This is a genomic window from Tepidimonas ignava (genome assembly GCF_004342625.1).
Taxonomy (GTDB): Bacteria; Pseudomonadota; Gammaproteobacteria; order Burkholderiales; family Burkholderiaceae_C; genus Tepidimonas; species Tepidimonas ignava.
In genome coordinates, this window is record NZ_SMAH01000004.1 from 72,249 (window position 1) to 89,702 (window position 17,454).

The window sequence follows — 17,454 nt, forward strand, 5'->3', positions numbered from 1 at the left end:
GCATGGACCTCGCCGCGTTGATCCAAACCGTCGCCGTGTACGCGCTGCCGGTGCTGTTCGCCATCACCGTGCACGAAGCCGCGCACGGCTACGCCGCGCGCCACTTCGGCGACCCCACGGCCGAGCGGCTGGGCCGCATCACGCTCAACCCGTTGCCGCACATCGACCCCATCGGCACCGTGCTGATGCCGCTGCTGCTGTACTTTGCCACCGCGGGCAACTTCCTGTTCGGCTACGCCAAACCGGTGCCGGTGGATTTTGGGCGCCTGCGCCACCCCAAGCGCGACATGGTCTGGGTGGCGCTGGCCGGCCCCGGCGCCAACCTGGCGCAGGCGCTGCTGTGGGCGGCGCTGGGCTACCTGCTGGCGGCGCTGGCCATCGAAGAGCCGTTCTTTCACAGCATGGCGCGCGCCGGCGTGCTGGTCAACGTGGTGATGTTCGCCTTCAACCTGTTTCCGCTGCCGCCGCTGGACGGCGGACGCATCCTGGTGGGCCTGCTGCCGCTGCGCCAGGCGCTGGCGCTGTCGCGCGTGGAGCCGTACGGCTTTTTTATCGTGATGGCGTTGGTCATCACCGGTGTCGTCAGCGCGCTGTGGCTGCGTCCGTTGATGCAGTTGACCCTGCAGGCCATCCAACTGGTGCTGGCGCCGCTGCGCTGGCTGCTGTTCTGACGCCCTACCCCACCTGTCGTCTGTTCCGATCATGCCAACCCCCGCAACCGTGCGCGTCCTCACCGGCATCAAGCCCTCGGGCACCCCCCACCTGGGCAACTACGTCGGGGCCATTCGCCCCACCGTGCGCGCCAGCCGCGAGCCGGGCATCGAAAGCTTTCTGTTCCTGGCCGATTACCACGCCCTCATCTCCACCCACGACCCGGTGCGCGTGCAGCGCTCGACGCTGGACATCGCCGCCACCTGGATCGCCTGTGGGCTGGACCCGGAGCGCGTGACGTTTTACCGCCAGTCCGACATCCCGGAAATCCCGGAACTGACCTGGCTGCTGTCGTGCGTGTGCGGCAAGGGGCTGCTCAACCGCGCGCACGCCTACAAGGCCGCGGTGGACAAAAACGTCGCCGACGGGCGCGACCCCGACGACGGCGTGACGATGGGGCTGTTCATGTACCCGGTGCTGATGGCGGCCGACATTCTGATGTTCAACGCCCACCGCGTGCCCGTGGGGCGCGACCAGATCCAGCACGTGGAAATGGCGCGCGACCTGGCCGCCAGCTTCAACCACCGCTACGGCGAACACTTCACGCTGCCCGAGGCGGTCATCGACGAGCAAGTGGCCACGCTGCCCGGCCTGGACGGGCGCAAGATGAGCAAGAGCTACGACAACGTCATTCCGCTGTTTGCGCCGCGCGAGCAACTGCGCCGCCTCATCATGGGCATCGTCACCGACTCGCGCGCGCCGGGCGAACCCAAACCCACCGAGGGCAACGCCGTGTTCCAGCTCTACCAGGCGTTCGCCAGCGCCGACGAAACCGCACAGTTCGCGCGCGACCTGGCCGCCGGCCTCGCCTGGAGCGAAGCCAAGCAGCGCCTGTTCGAGCGCATCGACCGCGAAATCGCGCCGCTGCGCGCCACCTACGACGACTTGATGGCCGACCCCGCGCGCGTCGAAGCCATCTTGCAAGCCGGTGCTGCCAAGGCACGCGCGGTGACCACACCGCTGGCGCAGCGGCTGCGGCGGGCGGTTGGCCTGCGGTCGCTGGCCGACCTGGCCCCTGCGCCCACACCCGCCACCGACGCCAAGGCCGCGCGCCCCATGTTCAAACAATACCGCGAGGCCAACGGGCGGTTTTACTTCAAGCTCACCGACGCCAAAGGCCACCTGCTGCTGCAAAGCACGGGCTTCGAGTCCCCGCGCCAGGCCGGCCAGGCGGTGGCGCGGCTCAAAGCCGAGGGCTGGGCCGCCTGCGCCGATCTGCACGAGCAGGTGGCGGCCCACGCCGACGCCGAGCAGGTCGAAGCCGCGCTGGCGCTGCTGCGCGACGCCTGAACCAGCCCGCGGCCTGCTACAATGCGGAGCTTCGGTTCGACCGCGGAGAGATGGCAGAGTGGTCGAATGCGCCGGACTCGAAATCCGGTATACGGGTCTTCCCCGTATCGAGGGTTCGAATCCCTCTCTCTCCGCCACCGCATCCGGCCCCAAGAGGGCCAGCCGTTCGGATGCGGGGGGCACCACGCATCAGCAGCATTTGGCCGCGCGTCGGCGCAAAGCGGCGCCCGCCACAGGGTCGATGGGGCGCCAAGGGCAGTGTGAACGACCGGCTCACCAGGCATCCACCCCGGGGCGCGGCGTCGGTGCGCGTTGCGGTCGTAGGGTCTGGGACTGTGCTACAAAGCCAGTGTGGAGCGTGGCGTAGGCCGCGCCGCCCAACCATCGTCCTTCGACCATGTGGAATTCCTTGCGTGCGCGGCTGTGGTTGATCATCGCCTTGGCGGTGGTGCCACTGTTGGCGCTGTCGTACCTGGACCACCAGCGCCAGCGGCAGCAGGCGGTGGCGGCCATTGCGGCCGAGGTGCACGCCGTGCGCGCGGCGGTACTGGCGCGCGAACGTGACGTGCAAACCGAGCTGCGGCGCGTGCTGACGATGATGTCGCGCGCGGACGAAGTCTCCGACGCCGCCCCCGCCGCCTGCAACGGCCTGGCCGCGCGGCTGATGCTGGCGTACCCCACGTTCAACAACCTCGGGGCCGTGCGTCCTGACGGCACGGTGTTTTGCAGCGGCCGTCCTGCGCCACCAGGGACGACGTTGCCGGTGCGTGTCAACGACCGCGCATGGTTCCAGGCCACGCTGCAGGCCTACGACATGACCGCCGGGGAGCTGGTCGTGGGCCGCATCAGCGGTCGCCGTGGCCTCGTGTACGGCTACCCCGTGCGCGACGACCAGGGCACCCTGCAAATGGCCTTGTTTGCCGCGCTGCAAAAGGAGTGGTTCGACGACCTGGTGCGCGCTTCCAGCCTGCCGCCCGGCTGGCAGGCCCATGTCGTCGACGGTGAAGGGCATGTGCTGAGCTCGATGCCCGGCACCGACGCGGCGGCGCTGCGCCAGCTGTTCATGCAACTGCGCCGCGCCGACCCCGCACGCTCGGTGGCGGAGTTTCACGAGCTTGCCGCCCCGGACGGTCCACCCACCCTGGCCGGGCTGATCCCGCTGCGCTTGGCCATGCAGCCGTTGTACGTGGTGGCCCACAGCAACCCCGAGCGCGGGCTGTCGGTGGTTGAACGCACGTTCCTGTGGCGCTTGGTCGGGTTGGTGTTGTTGGCCACCACGTTGGTGGTGTTCACGCGCCACCAGGTGTACGTGCTGATCGAACGCTGGATCCACCGCCTGCGCAAGGCCCTCGACGCCATCGGCCAGGGCCGCTTCGAGCCGCCCTTCGCCCGACCCTCGCCGGTGCGTGAGCTGGGGGCGGTGGAAACGGCGATCAACCAGATGGCCGACGCGCTGCGCCGCCACCGCGACGACCTGCACCACCTCACGCACCACGACCCGCTGACCGGACTGCCCAACCGCGTCTTGCTGCGCGACCGCCTGGAACACGCCATCCAAAGCTGCGTGCGCCACCAGCGCTACGCCGCGTTGCTGCTGGTGGACATCGACCGCTTCAAACACATCAACGACACGTTCGGTCACGACGCCGGCGACGCCGTGCTGCGCCAAGCGGCCCAACGGCTGCGGCAAGCGGTGCGCGAACAAGACACCGTGGCCCGCCTGGGCGATGACGCCTTTGCCGTGGTGTTGGAGGATTTGCCGGCCACGGCACCGCAGGCCGCCAGCACCGCCGAACGGCTGGCGCACAAAGTGCAAACCGCGATGCTGCAACCCTACGCGTGGGATGACCAACAGCCGCCGTATTACGCCACGGCCAGCATCGGGCTGACCCTGTTCGATGGCGACAGTGTGCACGCCGACGCCGTGCTGCGCCAGGCCGAAGTGGCGCTGTTTCGCGTCAAAGAGGAAGGACGCAACGGTATTCGCTTTTTCAGCGACGAGCTGCAAGCCATCGTGCGCACCCGCGTGCACACCGAGCAGGGTTTGCGCGAGGCGCTGCAACGCCGGCAGTTTGTGGCGTTTTTGCAGTCCCAGTGCGACGCGGATGGCCGTGTGCTGGGCGCCGAGGTGTTGTTGCGCTGGCAGCACGACGACGGCACCTACAGCCCGCCGGGCACCTTCATCGACGTTGCCGAAGAGACTGGACTGATCGTTCCGATGGGCGAATGGGTGTTGCGCGACACCTGCGAGCGTCTGCGGCGCTGGTCCCACGACCCGCGCCTGCAAGCGCTATCCCTCAGCGTCAACGTCAGCCCACGCCAGTTCCGTGAGCGCGACTTTGTCGAGCGCGTGCTGACCATCTTGGACGAAACCGGCGCCCCACCCGATCGCCTGACACTGGAAATCACCGAGAGCGTCGTGTTGGGCGACCTCCACGGCACCGCCCAACGCTTGGCGCCGTTGCGGGCGCGTGGCGTGCACATTTCGTTGGACGACTTCGGCACCGGCTACGCGTCGCTGGCGTACCTGACCGCGTTGCCGCTGGACGAACTCAAAATCGACCAGACCTTTGTGCGCGAGGCCAGCACGCGCGAACGCGACCGGACGGTGGTGCGCGCCATCGTCGAGCTGGCGCGCACCCTGGGGCTGCGCACCGTGGCCGAGGGCGTCGAAACCGATGACCAGCGCCGCTGGCTGCGCGAACTGGGCTGCGAGCGGCTGCAAGGCTACGCGCTGGGCCGACCGACACCGGCCAGCGAATGGGAATCGATGGTGCCGCTTGTCTGACTCGAACAGACGACCTACCGCTTACAAGGCGGGTGCTCTACCAACTGAGCTAAAGCGGCACGTAGAGCGCGATTGTAGCGGTCACTTGACCCGTTTGAGCGCCGGACGGCCGCCACGCGGGGGCGGTGGCGGCACGTCGTCGTCGCCACCGTCCGCGGCGGAGCCAGCGGCGGGCGCGGTCGGCTCGGCCGCGGGCGGCGTCACCACCTGCAAACGCTGCGGGCCCTTGCCGTGCGTCACCGGCGGCTGCGCCGCCTCCTCGCCCTCCGGTATCGGGTCGGGGTGAGGAAACGCCAGCCCCTGACCGTTTTCACGTGCGTAGATGCCCACGACGTTGCCCATCGGCACCACCACATCGCGCGGCACGCCGCCAAAGCGCGCGCGAAACGTCACCGCCTCGTTGTCCATGCGCAGGTTGGCGGTGGCGTCGTAGCTGACGTTGAGGATGATCTCGCCGTTGCGCACGTACTCGCGCGGCACCTGCACCCGCGCGTCCACCGCGACGGCCATGTACGGCGTGAAGCCGTGGTCGGTGCACCATTCGTGCACCGCACGCACCAGGTACGGGCGCAGCGAGGGCAGGTCGGCGTCCATCACTTGCGCATGACCTTTTCGGACGGCGTCAGCGCCTCGATGAACGCCGGGCGCGAAAAGATGCGCTCGGCGTACTTGAGCAGCGGCGCGGCGTTCTTGTTGAGCTCGATGCCGTAGTGGTCCAGGCGCCACAGCAGCGGGGCGATGGCCACGTCCAGCATCGAAAAGTTTTCGCCCAGCATGTATTTGTTCTTCAAAAACACCGGCGCGAGTTGCGTCAGGCGCTCACGGATGTGCGCGCGCGCCTTGTCGAGCTGCTTGTCGGTGGGCTTGGGCGTGCGCTGCTCCAGCACCGACACGTGGGTGAACAGCTCTTTTTCGAAGTTGAGCAAAAACAGCCGCACGCGCGCGCGGTCCACCGGGTCGCCCGGCATCAGCTGCGGGTGCGGAAAGCGCTCGTCGATGTATTCGTTGATGATGTTCGATTCGTACAGGATCAGGTCGCGCTCGACCAAAATCGGCACCTGCCCGTACGGGTTCATCACCGAAATATCCTCGGGCTTGTTGTACAGATCCACGTCGCGGATCTCGAAATCCATGCCCTTTTCGAACAACACGAAACGGCAGCGGTGCGAATACGGACAGGTCGTGCCCGAATACAAGACCATCATGGCGTTGTCGCTCCTGGCGAAGTTCCAAGCAAAAAACAGTGGGCGGCCGCCCGCCGGCGGCCCCACCCACTGTGGGGGTGACCCGGGCGGCGCGGCGCGCCGCTCAAATGGGGGTCACTTGACGTCTTTCCAATAGGCGGCGTTGAGGCGCCAGGCCACCACGGTGAACAGGCCCAGGAAAATCATGACCCACACGCCCAGCCGCACGCGGCTGTTTTTGACCGGCTCGCCCATCCACTCCAGGTAGGCCACCAGGTCCGCCACCGTGCGGTCGTACTCCTCCGGCGTCAGCAGGCCGGGCTTGACCTGCTCCCAGCCCTTGAAGACCTCGGCCTCGTGGCCGTGGCTGGCCACTTTTTCGAAGATGGGCTTGCGCTCGCCCTGCAGCTCCCACAGCGGGTGCGGCATGCCGATGTTGTGGAACACCACGTTGTTCCAACCGGTGGGCCGGTTGGGGTCACGGTAGTAGCCGCGCAGCAGCGTGTACAGGTAGTCCGCGCCGCTGTAGCCGTGGCCAGCGCGCGAGCGCGCCACCAGCGACAGGTCCGGCGGCTGCGCGCCGAACCACGCCTTGGCCTGCTGCGGCGAAATCGCCGCCACCATCGGGTCCCCCACCTTTTCGGTGGTGAACATCAGGTTTTCCTTGATCTGCTTTTCGGTCAGGCCCAGCTCGGTCAGGCGGTTGTAACGCACGAACGACGCCGAGTGGCAGCTCAGGCAGTAGTTGACGAAGATCTTGGCGCCGTGCTGCAGCGCCGCTTGGTCGTTGGTCAGGCGCGGCGCCTTGTCCATCGGGAAGTTGGTGCCTGCCGCGTGCACCGCGGTGTGGGCGCCCAGCAGAGCACCCAGCGCCAGCAGACCCGTTGCGATCCATCGTTTCATGGCCAATGCCTTTCTCCTCGATCGGTGGTGCCCGTTCAGTGGGGCTGGAAGGTCACACGCGCGGGCACGGGCTTGAATTCGCCCAGTCGGCTCCACCACGGCATCAGCAGGAAGAAGCCAAAGTAAAACAGCGTGCCAGCTTGGCTGATGCGCTCACCCACCGGCGAGGGCGGCTGCACCCCCAGGTAGCCCAGGATCAGGAAGTTGATGATGAACAGACCGTAGAGCCACTTGTTCCAGTTCGGGCGGTAGCGGATCGACTTGACCGGGCTGTTGTCCAGCCAGGGCAGGAAGAACAGCACGACGACCGCGCCACCCATCACCACCACGCCCCAGAACTTGGCGTCGATGGTCAGCATCAGCGCCGCCAGCACGACCGCGCCGCCCAGCATCGCCGCCTTGCCCAACGCGCCGTAGCCCGACTTGAGCGCCCCCAGCAGCGCGCCCAGCAGCACCACCGCCACCAGCACGTACATCATCTCGGTGGTGGTGGCCCGCAGCATCGAGTAAAACGGCGTGAAGTACCACACCGGCGCGATGTGCGGCGGCGTCACCATCGGGTCGGCCGGAATGAAGTTGTTGAACTCCAGGAAGTAGCCACCCGCTTCGGGCGCGAAGAACACCACCGCGGCAAACACCAGCAGGAACACCGACACGCCCAGGATGTCGTGGATGGTGTAGTACGGGTGGAACGGGATGCCGTCCAGCGGCTTGCCGTCCGGCCCCTTGGTGGCCTTGATCTCGATGCCGTCGGGGTTGTTGGAGCCGACTTCGTGCAGCGCGATGATGTGCGCCACCACCAGCCCCAGCAGCACCAGCGGAATGGCGATGACGTGGAAGCTGAAGAAGCGGTTCAGCGTGGCGTCGGACACCACGTAGTCGCCGCGGATCCAGATCGCCAGGTCAGGCCCGATGAACGGGATGGCCGAGAACAGGTTGACGATCACCTGCGCGCCCCAGTACGACATCTGGCCCCACGGCAGCAGGTAGCCAAAGAACGCCTCGGCCATCAGGCACAGGAAGATCGCCACGCCGAAGATCCACACCAGCTCGCGCGGCTTGCGGTACGAGCCGTAGATGAGGCCGCGCCACATGTGCAGGTACACGACGATGAAAAACGCCGACGCCCCCGTGGAGTGCATGTAGCGGATCAACCAACCCCAGGGGACGTCGCGCATGATGTACTCGACCGACGCGAACGCCACCGGCACCCCCGCGGCGTTGAGCGAGGCGTCGGGCTTGTAGTGCATGACGAGGAAAATGCCGGTGACGATCTGGATCACCAGCACCAGCATCGCCAGCGAGCCGAAGAAGTACCAGACGTTGAAGTTCTTCGGCGCGTAGTACTCCGACATGTGCTCCTTGTACATCTTCGACAACGGGAAGCGGTTGTCGATCCAGGTCAGGAGCTTTTCGGCGCGCGTGGCGTTGGGGGGGGCTTCCTTGAATTCGGCCATGGTGGTTCCCTTGAGCTTACAGGCGGGCGTGGCAGCGGTGCGTCAAGCCTTGGGCGGATCCTCGCCGATCAGCACCACGGTGTCGGACACGTAGTGGTGCGGCGGAATCTCCAGGTTGTCCGGCGCCGGCTTGTTCTTGAACACGCGCCCGGCCATGTCGAACGTGGAGCCGTGGCAGGGGCACAAAAAGCCGCCTTGCCAGTCGTCGGGCAGCGACGGCTGCGGGCCGGGCTGCAGCTTGTCCACCGGCGAGCATCCCAGGTGCGTGCAAATGCCCACCGCCACCAGGTACTCGGGCTTGATCGAGCGATGCCGGTTTTGCGCGTACGGCGGCGTCGGGTACGCCTTGCGCTCGGAGTTGGGGTCGGCCAGCTGCGGCTCGACCTTTTCCAGCGAGGCGAGCTGCTCGGGCGTGCGGCGCATGATCCATACCGGCTTGCCGCGCCACTCGACGACGATTTTTTCGCCCGGCTGCAGCTTGGACACGTCCACCTCGACCGAGGCGCCTGCGGCTTTGGCCCGTTCCGAGGGCGCCAACGAGCTGACGAAGGGCACGAGGGTGGCGACGGTGCCGGCACCGCCCACGGCGCCCGCGGTGATGAGCCAGGTTCGGCGTTGGGGATCGACGGTGGCTTCGCTCATGGGGGAAGACTCTCCGGGTGGGGATGACACAGCCGCCAACGGCACGGAACCGCGCCAGCGCGGCGCCGTCCCAGCCTGCTGATGGCAGACCATCCGGCATTGTAAAGGAACGGCTGGGGATTACCCTGACGGGCGCGCCTCCTCGGTGACGGGTGAGGCCGCCTGCAGCGCGGCGCGTATGGCGGCTTCCAGGCTGGACGGGTCGGCCACGCCGCGGCCGGCGATCTCGAACGCCGTGCCGTGGTCGGGGCTGGTGCGCACAAACGGCAAACCCAGCGTCGTGTTGACGCCGCCCTCCCAGCCCAGGTACTTGACCGGGATCAAACCCTGGTCGTGGTACATGGCCACGACGACATCGAACTCGCCGCGGCGCGCGCGCATGAACACGGTGTCGGGCGGGTACGGACCGCTGACGTCCCAGCCGCGCGCCCGGGCGCGGGCCACGGCCGGGACGATGATGTCGAGCTCCTCGCGGCCGAACAGGCCGCCTTCGCCGGCGTGCGGGTTGAGTCCGGCCACGGCGATGCGGCAACGCGCCCAGCGCAGCACCTCGGTGAAGTGGCGCTGCACCACCGCCAGCGTCTCGTCCAGGCGCGCGGGCGTCAGCAGCTCGATGGCGTGCCGCAACGGCACGTGGATGCTGACCAGCACCGTGCGCAGCTCGGCGTTGTGCAGCATCATGCGCACGGGCAGCTGCTCGGGCGTCAGACCCAGGTGGCGCGCGGCCAGGGCCTGCAGCAGCTCGGTGTGGCCGGGCACGTCGAGGCCGGCCGCGGCCAGCGCCGCCTTGTTCAGCGGTGCGGTGACCACGGCGCTGACCTCACCGCGCAGCGCCGCTTCGGCCGCCAGCGTCACGGCGTCGGCGGCGGCACGGCCGGCCGCCGCGCTCACCTGCCCCCAGGCGGGCAACGCCGCCAACGTCACCGCCGGCCACAGCGGCACCACCCCTGGCGGCACGTGCGCGGCGTCGGCCGGCCCGTCCAGCTCGGCGATCGGCAGCAGGCCGCCCGTGACGGCCGCGGCGCGCCTCAACACCGCCAGGTCGCCGATGACGACGCAGCGCGACGACCACGTCGGCTGGCGACGAAACACCTGGGTGATGAGCTCCGGGCCGATGCCGGCGGCGTCGCCCATCGTGATGGCGATCGGGGCGGAAGGTGGCATGGGGGGCTCAGGCCGGGTTGTCGATGTCGATGAAGCGGTGCGCCAGCCCGAAGCGCTCGGCCAGCCACGCGCCCAGCGCCGGCGCGCCGTAGCGCTCGGTGGCGTGGTGGCCGCAGGCGTAAAACGCCACGCCGGTTTCGCGCGCCAGGTGAGCCTGCGGCTCGGAGATTTCGCCGGTGATGAACGCGTCCACCCCGGCGGCCAACGCGGCTTCAAAATACCCTTGCGCGCCGCCGCTGCACCAGGCCACGCGCCCTATTGGCCGCCCATCACCCGGCACCCACACCGGCGTGCGCCCCAGCACGCGCTCGAGGTGCCCCGCCAGCGCCGTGGCCTCCGTCACGGGGCTGCGCCCCAGAAACACGAGCTGCTGCTCACCGCAGCGCTGCCACGTCTCGCCCTCCGGCGCGAACCCCAGTCGCTGCGCCAGTTGCGCGTTGTTGCCCAGCTGCGGGTGGGCGTCCAGCGGCAGGTGGTACGCCAGCAGGCTGATGTCGTGCACCAGCAGCCGCTGCAACCGCGTCTTGAGCCAGCCGGTCACCGTGCCACGCTGGCCGCGCCAGAACAGGCCGTGATGCACGACGATGGCGTCGGCGCCGTCCTCAATGGCCGCCTCGATCAGGGCCAGGCTGGCGGTCACGCCGCTGACGACGCGGCGCACGGTGGGACGGCCCTGCACCTGCAGGCCGTTGGGTCCGTAATCCTGAAACCGGGCCGGCTCCAGCAGCCCGTCCAACGCGGCAACCAGGTCGTCCAGCGCAACCGCGCCACGCGCAGCTTCGTCGATGGTGGTGCTCATGCGCGCATTGTCGCATCCGCACCACGCTGCGCGCCCCCCAAGGGCGGTGTGGTCACCCGCCGCGGCGCGCGTCGCGCTCGGACTCGGCGATCTTGCGCGCGAAGAAGCGCGAGAACCACCACCCCATGACGATGACAAAGGCGATCACCCCCAGGCTCATCAGGCCGTAATCGGTCGAAAAAAGATCGACAATCGCTTTCATGTGCCGTGCTCCTCGATGCCTTCGTTGCGCACCGAGGATCATTGAAACCCGAAACGCACGGCGGCGAATTGACCCACGTCAACCCCATCGCCGGTGGGGTTGGCGGCGGCCCAGGTGGGGTGAACGATGCGACGGTGGTGGTTGGTGTTTGCGCAAACGGTGACGGTGCTGCTGGCGGCGTGGTTCGTGGTGGCGACGCTGCGGCCGCAGTGGCTGGCCCGTCCCGGGGCGCTGGTGCGCAGCATCCCGGTGCTGGAAACGGCCGACCCCGCGCGCAGCCCCATGGTCGAAGCGACCAGCTTGGCCCCCGCCGCCCACGCCGCCGCGCCGGCGGTGGTGAGCATCTCAACCACCGTGCGCGCCACCAACCCGCACGCCGACGAGCCGTGGTGGCGCGATTTTTTTGGCGACCGCGGTGACGCCGAGCCGCCCAACGGACTGGGCTCGGGCGTCATCGTCAGCCCGGCCGGCTACATCCTGACCAACAACCACGTCGTCGAGGGCGCCGACGAGATCGTCGTGCAACTCAGCGACGGCCGCCAGGCCACGGCGCAGGTCATCGGCACCGACCCCGACACCGACCTGGCGGTGCTGCGCGTGACGCTGGCGGACCTGCCCACCATCGTGTTGGGCCGCAGCGACACGCTGCAGGTGGGCGACCGCGTGCTGGCCATCGGCAACCCGTTCGGGGTCGGGCAGACCGTCACCGCCGGCATCGTCAGCGCGCTGGGACGCAGCCAGCTCGGGCTCAACACGTTCGAAAATTTCATCCAAACCGACGCCGCCATCAACCCGGGCAACTCCGGCGGCGCGCTGGTGGACGCCGAAGGGCGGCTGGTGGGCATCAACACCGCGATCTTTTCGCGCTCGGGGGGCTCGATGGGCATCGGCTTTGCGATCCCGATCGACACCGCCCGCGGCGTCATGGAGGCCATCGTGCGCGACGGCAGCGTGACGCGCGGCTGGATCGGGGTGGAGCCGCGCCCGCTGGAGCCGCAGTGGGCCGAGCATCTGGGCTTGCCCCCAAGCGTGCGCGGCGTGGTGGTGGGCGGCGTGCTGCAGGACGGGCCGGCGGCGCGTGCGGGCGTGGAGCCGGGCGACGTCATCACGCACGTGGGCGAGCGTGCGGTGCCCGACGTGCCCGCACTGCTGGCCGCCGTGGCGGCGCTGCCCCCCGGCGAGCCGACCACGCTGACGCTGTGGCGCCAGGGCCGCGAAATCAAACTGCGCGTGCTGCCCGGCCGGCGTCCCACCGCGCGCGACATGCGCTAAGTCGAAGCGCCACCCGGTGCCGCGGCCGACGCCCGGTGGTCCGCCCCGCGCTTGCCGATCATGTCCATCCACACGTCAACGTCGTCGATCAAGCCGCGCTTGAACGCCTCACGCACCGTGCCCTTTACTCACCGGACGACGACGCCGGCGCGTCCGCATCCGGCGCGCGGCTGATGCGCGCGTACCAGATCGAGCCCCAGATGCCCAGCTCGTACAGCAGCGTCATCGGCACCGCCAGCGCGATTTGCGAAATCACGTCCGGCGGTGTGACCACGGCAGCGATGATGAAGGCGATGACGATAAAGTAGCCGCGGAAGGACTTGAGCTTGTCCACCGTGACCATCTCGAAGCGCACCAGCAGCATCACCACCACCGGCACCTGGAAGGCCAGCCCAAAGGCCAGGTACAGCGACAGGATCGCCTCCACGTACGAGGCGATGTCGGGTGTGGCGTTGACGCTGGCCGGGGTCACCCCCTGGATGAAGGCGAACATCTTGTCCAGCACGAAAAACTGCACGAACGCGATGCCCAGGTAGGCCAGCGCGCTGCCGATGATGATCAGCGGCAGGGCAAAGCGCTTTTCGTGGCTGTACAAGCCCGGCGCCACGAACGCCCATATCTGGTAGATGACCCACGGCAGCGCCAGCAGCAGCCCGGCCATCATCAGCACCTTCAGCGGCACGAAAAACGGCGTGAACACGCCCACGGCGATCAGCCGCGCGTCGGGTGGCATGTGCGCCCGGATGGGGGTGGCGATGAGGTCGATCAGGCCGCTAGGGCCGGGCCAAATGGCCAGCAACGCCATCGCCGCCCCGACGCCGTACAGGGCGTACAGGATGCGGTCGCGCAGCTCCATCAGGTGCGCCACGAACGGCTGCTCGGTGCCGGCCAGCTCGTCGTCGGGGTGCTCGGGGCGGGGGTCGGCCATGACGTCTCAGCGGGGAAGTGTCTTGGGGCGGTAGCGCGCCACGCGCGCCGCGCCGGACAACGCGTAGCGGCGCACCCCGGCGCGCGCCTTGTACCACTGCGGCACGGCCTGCCGTTTGAGGCGGAAATTCTTTTTCGGGCGCTTGTACTCGGGGTACAGCGGGCTGCCCAGCGCGGCCAAATCGGCGCTGACGTCGGGCGCCGGGGCGCTGGCACTCTCAAGCCCGGCGGTCACCTGCGACCACTCGCGCTCGAAGTCGGCGGCGGTCGAGCTGACCTGCGTTTCGACTTCACGCGCGGTCTTTTCCACCGACTCCTTCATGCGCTTGAGCTCTTCGAGCTCGATGCTGCGGTTGACCTCGGCCTTGACCTCGGCGACGTAGCGCTGCGCCTTGCCCAGCAGCGCGCCCACCGTGCGGGCGACGCGCGGCAGCTTCTCGGGGCCGATGACGACCAGCGCCACCACCCCAATGAGGGCGAGCTTGGAAATGCCCAGGTCGATCATGACAGGCTTAACCCATCCGCACCAACACGGCGCCTCACGCCTGCAGGGTCAGGCGTGCTCACGACTTGGTCTTGGCGTCGACGTCGATGGTGGTCTTGTCGGTGGCTTGCTTGTCGGCCGTCACCTGGGGCGCAGGGGCGCTCGTCTCGGGCGTGCTGCCCTGCGCCATGCCATCCTTGAAGCCCTTGACGGCGGCGCCCAAGTCGGAGCCCAGGTTCTTGAGCTTTTTGGTGCCAAACACCAGCACCACGATCAGCAGCACCACCAGCCAGTGCCAAATCGAAAAACTACCCATGCTCGACTCCATCTGGCGGGGCCATGCGCGACCCCGGTTCAACCTTGGATTCTAGGACCTCGCGCGGGTTCGTTGGCACCCACGGGGGTATGCGATTGTGCCGCAAGCGCGCGCACCTTGCGCATCAGCCCTTGCGCCACGGGCGCGGGCCACCGATGACGTGCACGTGCAGGTGGTGCACCTCCTGGCCACCGTGCTCGCCGGTGTTGCACACGATGCGAAAGCCGCCCTGCGGGTAGGGCTGACACCCCTGCTCCAGGGCCAGCCGCGGCGCCAGCACCATCAGGCGTCCCATCAGGCGCTCGTGCTCGGGCGCCAACTGCGCCATCGACGGGATGTGCTGCTTGGGCACGATCAGAAAGTGCACCGGCGCCCATGGGTGGATGTCGTGAAAGGCGTACAGCTCGTCGTCCTCGTACACCTTGCGGCTTGGGATCTGGCCGGCGATGATTTTGCAAAAAATGCAGTTCGGGTCCGCGTTCATGGTGCAAGCAGGTGGCAAGGAGGGTCAAACCGGCAAGGGCTTGCGGTCGTTCCAGTACAAAAAGCCCTTGACCAGCCGGTACAGCGTCCAGACGAAATCGGCCGCCAGGATCACAAAACCAACGCCGATCATCAGCGTCAGCGCGCCCACGATGGCCCACAGCAGGCCCCACCAAAAGGTGCGGATCTGCCAGGTGAAGTGGCTCTCGTACAGCGTGCCGGCCACGTCGTCACGCTTGACGTGGTTGATGATGATGGCCACCAGCGCCGTGATGCCCACAAACCACGACAGCGCGTACAGCACGTAGACGACCAAGGTCAGTTGCCGCAGGCTGGCCATGCGCTCGGCATCCGGGCCGGGCACCGTGCGTGTGGGTGTGACGTCGACGATGTCGGGGTCGTGGGCCATGGCGGCTCCCGGGCAAGGTTCAGGTGGGGCGCGAGGCGGTGTCGGCCTCGCGCGCGCGGGCCTGGCGCAGCGCCTTTTCTTCCAGCCCCGACAGGCCCTCGCGGCGGGCCAGCTCGGCCACCACGTCGGCCGGCCCGAGGCCAAAGTGGGCCAGCGCAATCATGCTGTGAAACCACAGGTCGGCCACCTCGCCCACCAGCGCGTGGGGGCTGCCGGCGCCGTGCTGCAGGTCCTTGGCGGCCATCACCACTTCGCCGGCTTCCTCGGCGATCTTTTTGAGAAAGGCGTCAGGGCCCTTGTGCAGCAGCCGCGCGACGTAACTGCGCTCGGGGTCGCCACCGGCGCTGGGCTTGCGGCTGTCGATGACAGCAGCCAGGCGCAGCAGCACATCCAACGGGGATTCGGCGTGGGCAGGGGCGTTCATCGGGTCAACGGTAGATGGCTTCTGGGTCTTTGAGCACCGGATCGACGGCCTGCCAGCGCCCCTGCGCAACGTCCAGCCGCTGGTAAAAGCACGAATGCCGGCCCGTGTGGCAGGCGATGCTCGGCGTGTGCCCCAGTTGCGTGACCTTGAGCAGCACCACGTCGCCGTCGCAGTCCAGGCGGATGTCGTGCACCTGCTGCACGTGGCCGGACTCTTCGCCCTTGTACCACAGCTTGCCACGCGAGCGGCTCCAGTACACGGCGCGGCCCAGCTGCGCGGTCTTTTGCAGCGCCTCGCGGTTCATCCAGGCCACCATCAGCACGTCGCCGCTGTCGCGCTCCTGCGCCACCACCGGCACCAAGCCTTGCGCGTCCCAGCGCACCTCGTCCAGCCAATCCATGGGCGTAAGCGTACCACGCCCGCCGCGCGCGCCCACGGCTACCACCGCACGGGGATGCCCGCTTCGGCCAGCCGCTGCTTGGCCTGCGCGATCGTGTAGGTGCCGTAGTGGAAGATGCTGGCGGCCAGCACCGCATCGGCCCCGCCGACACGGATGCCATCGACCAGGTGATCCAGGTTGCCCACGCCGCCTGAGGCGATGACCGGCACGTCCACCGCGTCGCTGACGGCGCGGGTCAACGCCAGGTCAAAGCCGGCCTGGGTGCCGTCGCGGTCCATGCTGGTCAGCAGGATTTCGCCGGCGCCGTAGGCGGCCATTTGCCGCGCCCAGGCCACGGCGTCCAGCCCCGTGTTTTTGCGCCCGCCGTGCGAGTACACGTCCCACCCCGGCCCCACGGGCTGGCCATCCGGCCCGGGGCGCTGCGCATCGTCGGCGCTGCGCCGCTTGGCGTCGATCGCCACGACGATGCACTGCGAACCGTATTTGCCGGCGGCGTCGCGGATGACCTGGGGGTTGGCGATCGCCGCCGAGTTGAAGCTGACCTTGTCGGCGCCCGCGTTGAGCAGACGGCGCACGTCTTCGACGGTGCGCACGCCCCCGCCCACGGTCAGCGGGATGAACACCTGCGACGCCACGGCCTCGATGATCGGCAGGATCAGGTCACGCCCGTCGCTGGTGGCGGTGATGTCGAGGAAGGTGAGTTCGTCGGCGCCCTGCTCGTTGTAGCGCGCGGCGATTTCGACCGGGTCGCCAGCGTCGCGCAGCTCGACAAAGTTGACCCCTTTGACGACGCGGCCGCCGGTGACGTCCAGGCAGGGGATGATGCGTTTGGCCAGCATCGCCGCCTCAGGCGCTGAGCTCGTCGGCCAGCCGCACCGCGGCAGCGAAGTCCAGCTCGCCGCTGTAGATGGCACGGCCACAGATGACACCCTCGACCCCCTCGGACTCGACCTCGCACAAGCGGCGGATATCGTCCAGGCTGGACAGCCCGCCCGAGGCGATGACGGGGATGGTGAGCGCCTGCGCCAGCCGCACCGTGGCGTCGATGTTGAGGCCGGTCAGCATGCCGTCGCGCCCGATGTCGGTGTAGATGATGGCCTCGACGCCGTAGTCTTCGAATTTGCGCGCCAGGTCCACCACCTCGTGCCCGGTGAGTTTGCTCCAGCCGTCGGTGGCCACTTTGCCGTCCTTGGCGTCGAGCCCGACGATGATGTGCCCGCCAAACGCGGTGCAGGCGTCGTGCAAAAAGCCCGGGTTTTTGACCGCGGCGGTGCCAATGATGACGTAGCGCAGCCCGGCGTCCAGGTAGCGCTCGATGGTGTCGAGGTCGCGAATGCCCCCGCCGAGCTGCACATCGACCTCATCGCCGACTTCGCGCAGGATGCTGCGGATGGCGGCTTCATTCTTGGGCTTGCCGGCGAAGGCGCCGTTGAGGTCCACCAGATGCAGCCGTTGCGCGCCCTGCTCGACCCAATGGCGCGCCATCGCGGCGGGGTCGTCGCTGAACACGGTGGACTGCTCCATGTCGCCTTGCTTGAGGCGCACGCATTGGCCGTCTTTCAGGTCGATGGCGGGGATCAGCAGCATGGCGTTGACTCG

The 17,454-nt window shown here is 68.3% G+C and carries 21 protein-coding genes and 2 tRNA genes; 5 read left to right on the forward strand and 18 right to left on the reverse strand.

The window, feature by feature from the left end; translation table 11 throughout:
* Nucleotides 1-2: 2 nt before the first annotated feature.
* The 4 genes from EDC36_RS04115 to EDC36_RS04130 all read left to right on the forward strand — a co-directional run bounded on the left by EDC36_RS04115 (nucleotide 3) and on the right by EDC36_RS04130 (nucleotide 4,789).
* Nucleotides 3-671: a site-2 protease family protein gene (locus EDC36_RS04115; RefSeq protein ID WP_132961984.1), complete on the forward strand. Its 669-nt coding sequence runs from the start codon at nucleotides 3-5 to the stop codon at nucleotides 669-671.
* A gap of 31 nt (nucleotides 672-702) precedes the next feature.
* Complete coding sequence (locus tag EDC36_RS04120; protein WP_132961985.1) at nucleotides 703-2,001, forward strand: tryptophan--tRNA ligase; 1,299 nt, start codon at nucleotides 703-705, stop codon at nucleotides 1,999-2,001.
* A 44-nt stretch (nucleotides 2,002-2,045) separates the two neighbouring features.
* Nucleotides 2,046-2,138, forward strand: a tRNA-Ser gene (locus EDC36_RS04125).
* 260 nt (nucleotides 2,139-2,398) lie between these two features.
* Nucleotides 2,399-4,789, forward strand: coding sequence for a bifunctional diguanylate cyclase/phosphodiesterase (locus EDC36_RS04130; RefSeq protein ID WP_132961986.1), 2,391 nt, complete (start codon nucleotides 2,399-2,401; stop codon nucleotides 4,787-4,789).
* Here EDC36_RS04130 and EDC36_RS04135 read toward each other — a convergent pair.
* The 9 genes from EDC36_RS04135 to EDC36_RS04175 all read right to left on the reverse strand — a co-directional run bounded on the left by EDC36_RS04135 (nucleotide 4,773) and on the right by EDC36_RS04175 (nucleotide 11,140).
* Nucleotides 4,773-4,848, reverse strand: a tRNA-Thr gene (locus EDC36_RS04135). The genes EDC36_RS04130 and EDC36_RS04135 overlap by 17 nt on opposite strands.
* A gap of 22 nt (nucleotides 4,849-4,870) precedes the next feature.
* The gene (locus EDC36_RS04140) at nucleotides 4,871-5,383 is read right to left on the reverse strand and encodes a ClpXP protease specificity-enhancing factor (protein ID WP_165902806.1); all 513 of its coding nucleotides are present in this window, start codon (nucleotides 5,381-5,383) and stop codon (nucleotides 4,871-4,873) included.
* Nucleotides 5,383-5,994, reverse strand: a complete 612-nt coding sequence (locus EDC36_RS04145; RefSeq protein WP_132961988.1) for a glutathione S-transferase N-terminal domain-containing protein — start codon at nucleotides 5,992-5,994, stop codon at nucleotides 5,383-5,385. The genes EDC36_RS04140 and EDC36_RS04145 overlap by 1 nt, the downstream gene beginning before the upstream one ends.
* A gap of 114 nt (nucleotides 5,995-6,108) precedes the next feature.
* Complete coding sequence (locus tag EDC36_RS04150) at nucleotides 6,109-6,876, reverse strand: cytochrome c1 (protein ID WP_132961989.1); 768 nt, start codon at nucleotides 6,874-6,876, stop codon at nucleotides 6,109-6,111.
* A 35-nt stretch (nucleotides 6,877-6,911) separates the two neighbouring features.
* Complete coding sequence (locus EDC36_RS04155; RefSeq protein WP_132961990.1) at nucleotides 6,912-8,333, reverse strand: cytochrome b; 1,422 nt, start codon at nucleotides 8,331-8,333, stop codon at nucleotides 6,912-6,914.
* A 42-nt stretch (nucleotides 8,334-8,375) separates the two neighbouring features.
* On the reverse strand, nucleotides 8,376-8,975 hold the full coding sequence (gene petA / locus EDC36_RS04160; RefSeq protein ID WP_132961991.1) for a ubiquinol-cytochrome c reductase iron-sulfur subunit: 600 nt from the start codon (nucleotides 8,973-8,975) through the stop codon (nucleotides 8,376-8,378).
* A 120-nt stretch (nucleotides 8,976-9,095) separates the two neighbouring features.
* Entirely contained in the window at nucleotides 9,096-10,139 is a 1,044-nt protein-coding gene (gene pdxA, locus EDC36_RS04165) for a 4-hydroxythreonine-4-phosphate dehydrogenase PdxA (RefSeq protein ID WP_132961992.1), read from the reverse strand.
* Between the two features lie 7 nt (nucleotides 10,140-10,146).
* Nucleotides 10,147-10,938: a Nif3-like dinuclear metal center hexameric protein gene (locus EDC36_RS04170; RefSeq protein ID WP_132961993.1), complete on the reverse strand. Its 792-nt coding sequence runs from the start codon at nucleotides 10,936-10,938 to the stop codon at nucleotides 10,147-10,149.
* Nucleotides 10,939-10,990: 52 nt separating this feature from the next.
* Nucleotides 10,991-11,140, reverse strand: a complete 150-nt coding sequence (locus EDC36_RS04175; protein ID WP_132961994.1) for a DUF3149 domain-containing protein — start codon at nucleotides 11,138-11,140, stop codon at nucleotides 10,991-10,993.
* A 126-nt stretch (nucleotides 11,141-11,266) separates the two neighbouring features.
* Between EDC36_RS04175 and EDC36_RS04180 the strand changes: the two genes are divergently transcribed.
* The gene (locus tag EDC36_RS04180; RefSeq protein ID WP_132961995.1) at nucleotides 11,267-12,412 is read left to right on the forward strand and encodes a S1C family serine protease; all 1,146 of its coding nucleotides are present in this window, start codon (nucleotides 11,267-11,269) and stop codon (nucleotides 12,410-12,412) included.
* A 124-nt stretch (nucleotides 12,413-12,536) separates the two neighbouring features.
* Here the strand turns inward: EDC36_RS04180 and tatC are convergent, their stop codons facing one another.
* From tatC to hisA, 9 genes are all read right to left on the reverse strand, one after another.
* The gene (gene tatC, locus EDC36_RS04185; protein ID WP_132961996.1) at nucleotides 12,537-13,340 is read right to left on the reverse strand and encodes a twin-arginine translocase subunit TatC; all 804 of its coding nucleotides are present in this window, start codon (nucleotides 13,338-13,340) and stop codon (nucleotides 12,537-12,539) included.
* 6 nt (nucleotides 13,341-13,346) lie between these two features.
* Nucleotides 13,347-13,844 (reverse strand): Sec-independent protein translocase protein TatB, encoded by a 498-nt coding sequence (gene tatB, locus EDC36_RS04190; RefSeq protein WP_132961997.1) that lies wholly within the window; start codon nucleotides 13,842-13,844, stop codon nucleotides 13,347-13,349.
* 58 nt (nucleotides 13,845-13,902) lie between these two features.
* Nucleotides 13,903-14,139, reverse strand: a complete 237-nt coding sequence (gene tatA / locus EDC36_RS04195) for a Sec-independent protein translocase subunit TatA (RefSeq protein ID WP_132961998.1) — start codon at nucleotides 14,137-14,139, stop codon at nucleotides 13,903-13,905.
* Nucleotides 14,140-14,263: 124 nt separating this feature from the next.
* Nucleotides 14,264-14,623: a histidine triad nucleotide-binding protein gene (locus EDC36_RS04200; RefSeq protein ID WP_132961999.1), complete on the reverse strand. Its 360-nt coding sequence runs from the start codon at nucleotides 14,621-14,623 to the stop codon at nucleotides 14,264-14,266.
* A gap of 24 nt (nucleotides 14,624-14,647) precedes the next feature.
* Complete coding sequence (locus tag EDC36_RS04205) at nucleotides 14,648-15,031, reverse strand: DUF4870 family protein (RefSeq protein WP_207895038.1); 384 nt, start codon at nucleotides 15,029-15,031, stop codon at nucleotides 14,648-14,650.
* Between the two features lie 19 nt (nucleotides 15,032-15,050).
* Entirely contained in the window at nucleotides 15,051-15,455 is a 405-nt protein-coding gene (locus EDC36_RS04210; protein ID WP_132962000.1) for a phosphoribosyl-ATP diphosphatase, read from the reverse strand.
* 4 nt (nucleotides 15,456-15,459) lie between these two features.
* The gene (gene hisI / locus EDC36_RS04215; protein WP_132962001.1) at nucleotides 15,460-15,855 is read right to left on the reverse strand and encodes a phosphoribosyl-AMP cyclohydrolase; all 396 of its coding nucleotides are present in this window, start codon (nucleotides 15,853-15,855) and stop codon (nucleotides 15,460-15,462) included.
* A gap of 38 nt (nucleotides 15,856-15,893) precedes the next feature.
* Entirely contained in the window at nucleotides 15,894-16,694 is an 801-nt protein-coding gene (gene hisF / locus EDC36_RS04220) for an imidazole glycerol phosphate synthase subunit HisF (protein ID WP_132962002.1), read from the reverse strand.
* A 7-nt stretch (nucleotides 16,695-16,701) separates the two neighbouring features.
* Nucleotides 16,702-17,442, reverse strand: a complete 741-nt coding sequence (hisA, locus tag EDC36_RS04225) for a 1-(5-phosphoribosyl)-5-[(5-phosphoribosylamino)methylideneamino]imidazole-4-carboxamide isomerase (protein ID WP_132962003.1) — start codon at nucleotides 17,440-17,442, stop codon at nucleotides 16,702-16,704.
* Nucleotides 17,443-17,454: the final 12 nt, after the last annotated feature.

Bases quoted from the DNA above. Each gene is read 5' to 3' on its own strand.
- EDC36_RS04115 (WP_132961984.1), top strand. From the start codon at position 3: ATGGACCTCGCCGCGTTGATCCAAACCGTCGCCGTGTACGCGCTGCCG.
- hisA (WP_132962003.1), bottom strand. From the start codon at position 17,442: ATGCTGCTGATCCCCGCCATCGACCTGAAAGACGGCCAATGCGTGCGC.
- tatC (WP_132961996.1), bottom strand. From the start codon at position 13,340: ATGGCCGACCCCCGCCCCGAGCACCCCGACGACGAGCTGGCCGGCACC.
- EDC36_RS04155 (WP_132961990.1), bottom strand. From the start codon at position 8,333: ATGGCCGAATTCAAGGAAGCCCCCCCCAACGCCACGCGCGCCGAAAAG.
- EDC36_RS04145 (WP_132961988.1), bottom strand. From the start codon at position 5,994: ATGATGGTCTTGTATTCGGGCACGACCTGTCCGTATTCGCACCGCTGC.
- hisI (WP_132962001.1), bottom strand. From the start codon at position 15,855: ATGGATTGGCTGGACGAGGTGCGCTGGGACGCGCAAGGCTTGGTGCCG.
- EDC36_RS04175 (WP_132961994.1), bottom strand. From the start codon at position 11,140: ATGAAAGCGATTGTCGATCTTTTTTCGACCGATTACGGCCTGATGAGC.
- tatA (WP_132961998.1), bottom strand. From the start codon at position 14,139: ATGGGTAGTTTTTCGATTTGGCACTGGCTGGTGGTGCTGCTGATCGTG.
- pdxA (WP_132961992.1), bottom strand. From the start codon at position 10,139: ATGCCACCTTCCGCCCCGATCGCCATCACGATGGGCGACGCCGCCGGC.
- hisF (WP_132962002.1), bottom strand. From the start codon at position 16,694: ATGCTGGCCAAACGCATCATCCCCTGCCTGGACGTCACCGGCGGCCGC.
- EDC36_RS04140 (WP_165902806.1), bottom strand. From the start codon at position 5,383: ATGGACGCCGACCTGCCCTCGCTGCGCCCGTACCTGGTGCGTGCGGTG.
- EDC36_RS04205 (WP_207895038.1), bottom strand. From the start codon at position 15,031: ATGGCCCACGACCCCGACATCGTCGACGTCACACCCACACGCACGGTG.
- EDC36_RS04150 (WP_132961989.1), bottom strand. From the start codon at position 6,876: ATGAAACGATGGATCGCAACGGGTCTGCTGGCGCTGGGTGCTCTGCTG.
- EDC36_RS04130 (WP_132961986.1), top strand. From the start codon at position 2,399: ATGTGGAATTCCTTGCGTGCGCGGCTGTGGTTGATCATCGCCTTGGCG.
- EDC36_RS04180 (WP_132961995.1), top strand. From the start codon at position 11,267: ATGCGACGGTGGTGGTTGGTGTTTGCGCAAACGGTGACGGTGCTGCTG.
- petA (WP_132961991.1), bottom strand. From the start codon at position 8,975: ATGAGCGAAGCCACCGTCGATCCCCAACGCCGAACCTGGCTCATCACC.
- EDC36_RS04200 (WP_132961999.1), bottom strand. From the start codon at position 14,623: ATGAACGCGGACCCGAACTGCATTTTTTGCAAAATCATCGCCGGCCAG.
- tatB (WP_132961997.1), bottom strand. From the start codon at position 13,844: ATGATCGACCTGGGCATTTCCAAGCTCGCCCTCATTGGGGTGGTGGCG.
- EDC36_RS04210 (WP_132962000.1), bottom strand. From the start codon at position 15,455: ATGAACGCCCCTGCCCACGCCGAATCCCCGTTGGATGTGCTGCTGCGC.
- EDC36_RS04120 (WP_132961985.1), top strand. From the start codon at position 703: ATGCCAACCCCCGCAACCGTGCGCGTCCTCACCGGCATCAAGCCCTCG.
- EDC36_RS04170 (WP_132961993.1), bottom strand. From the start codon at position 10,938: ATGAGCACCACCATCGACGAAGCTGCGCGTGGCGCGGTTGCGCTGGAC.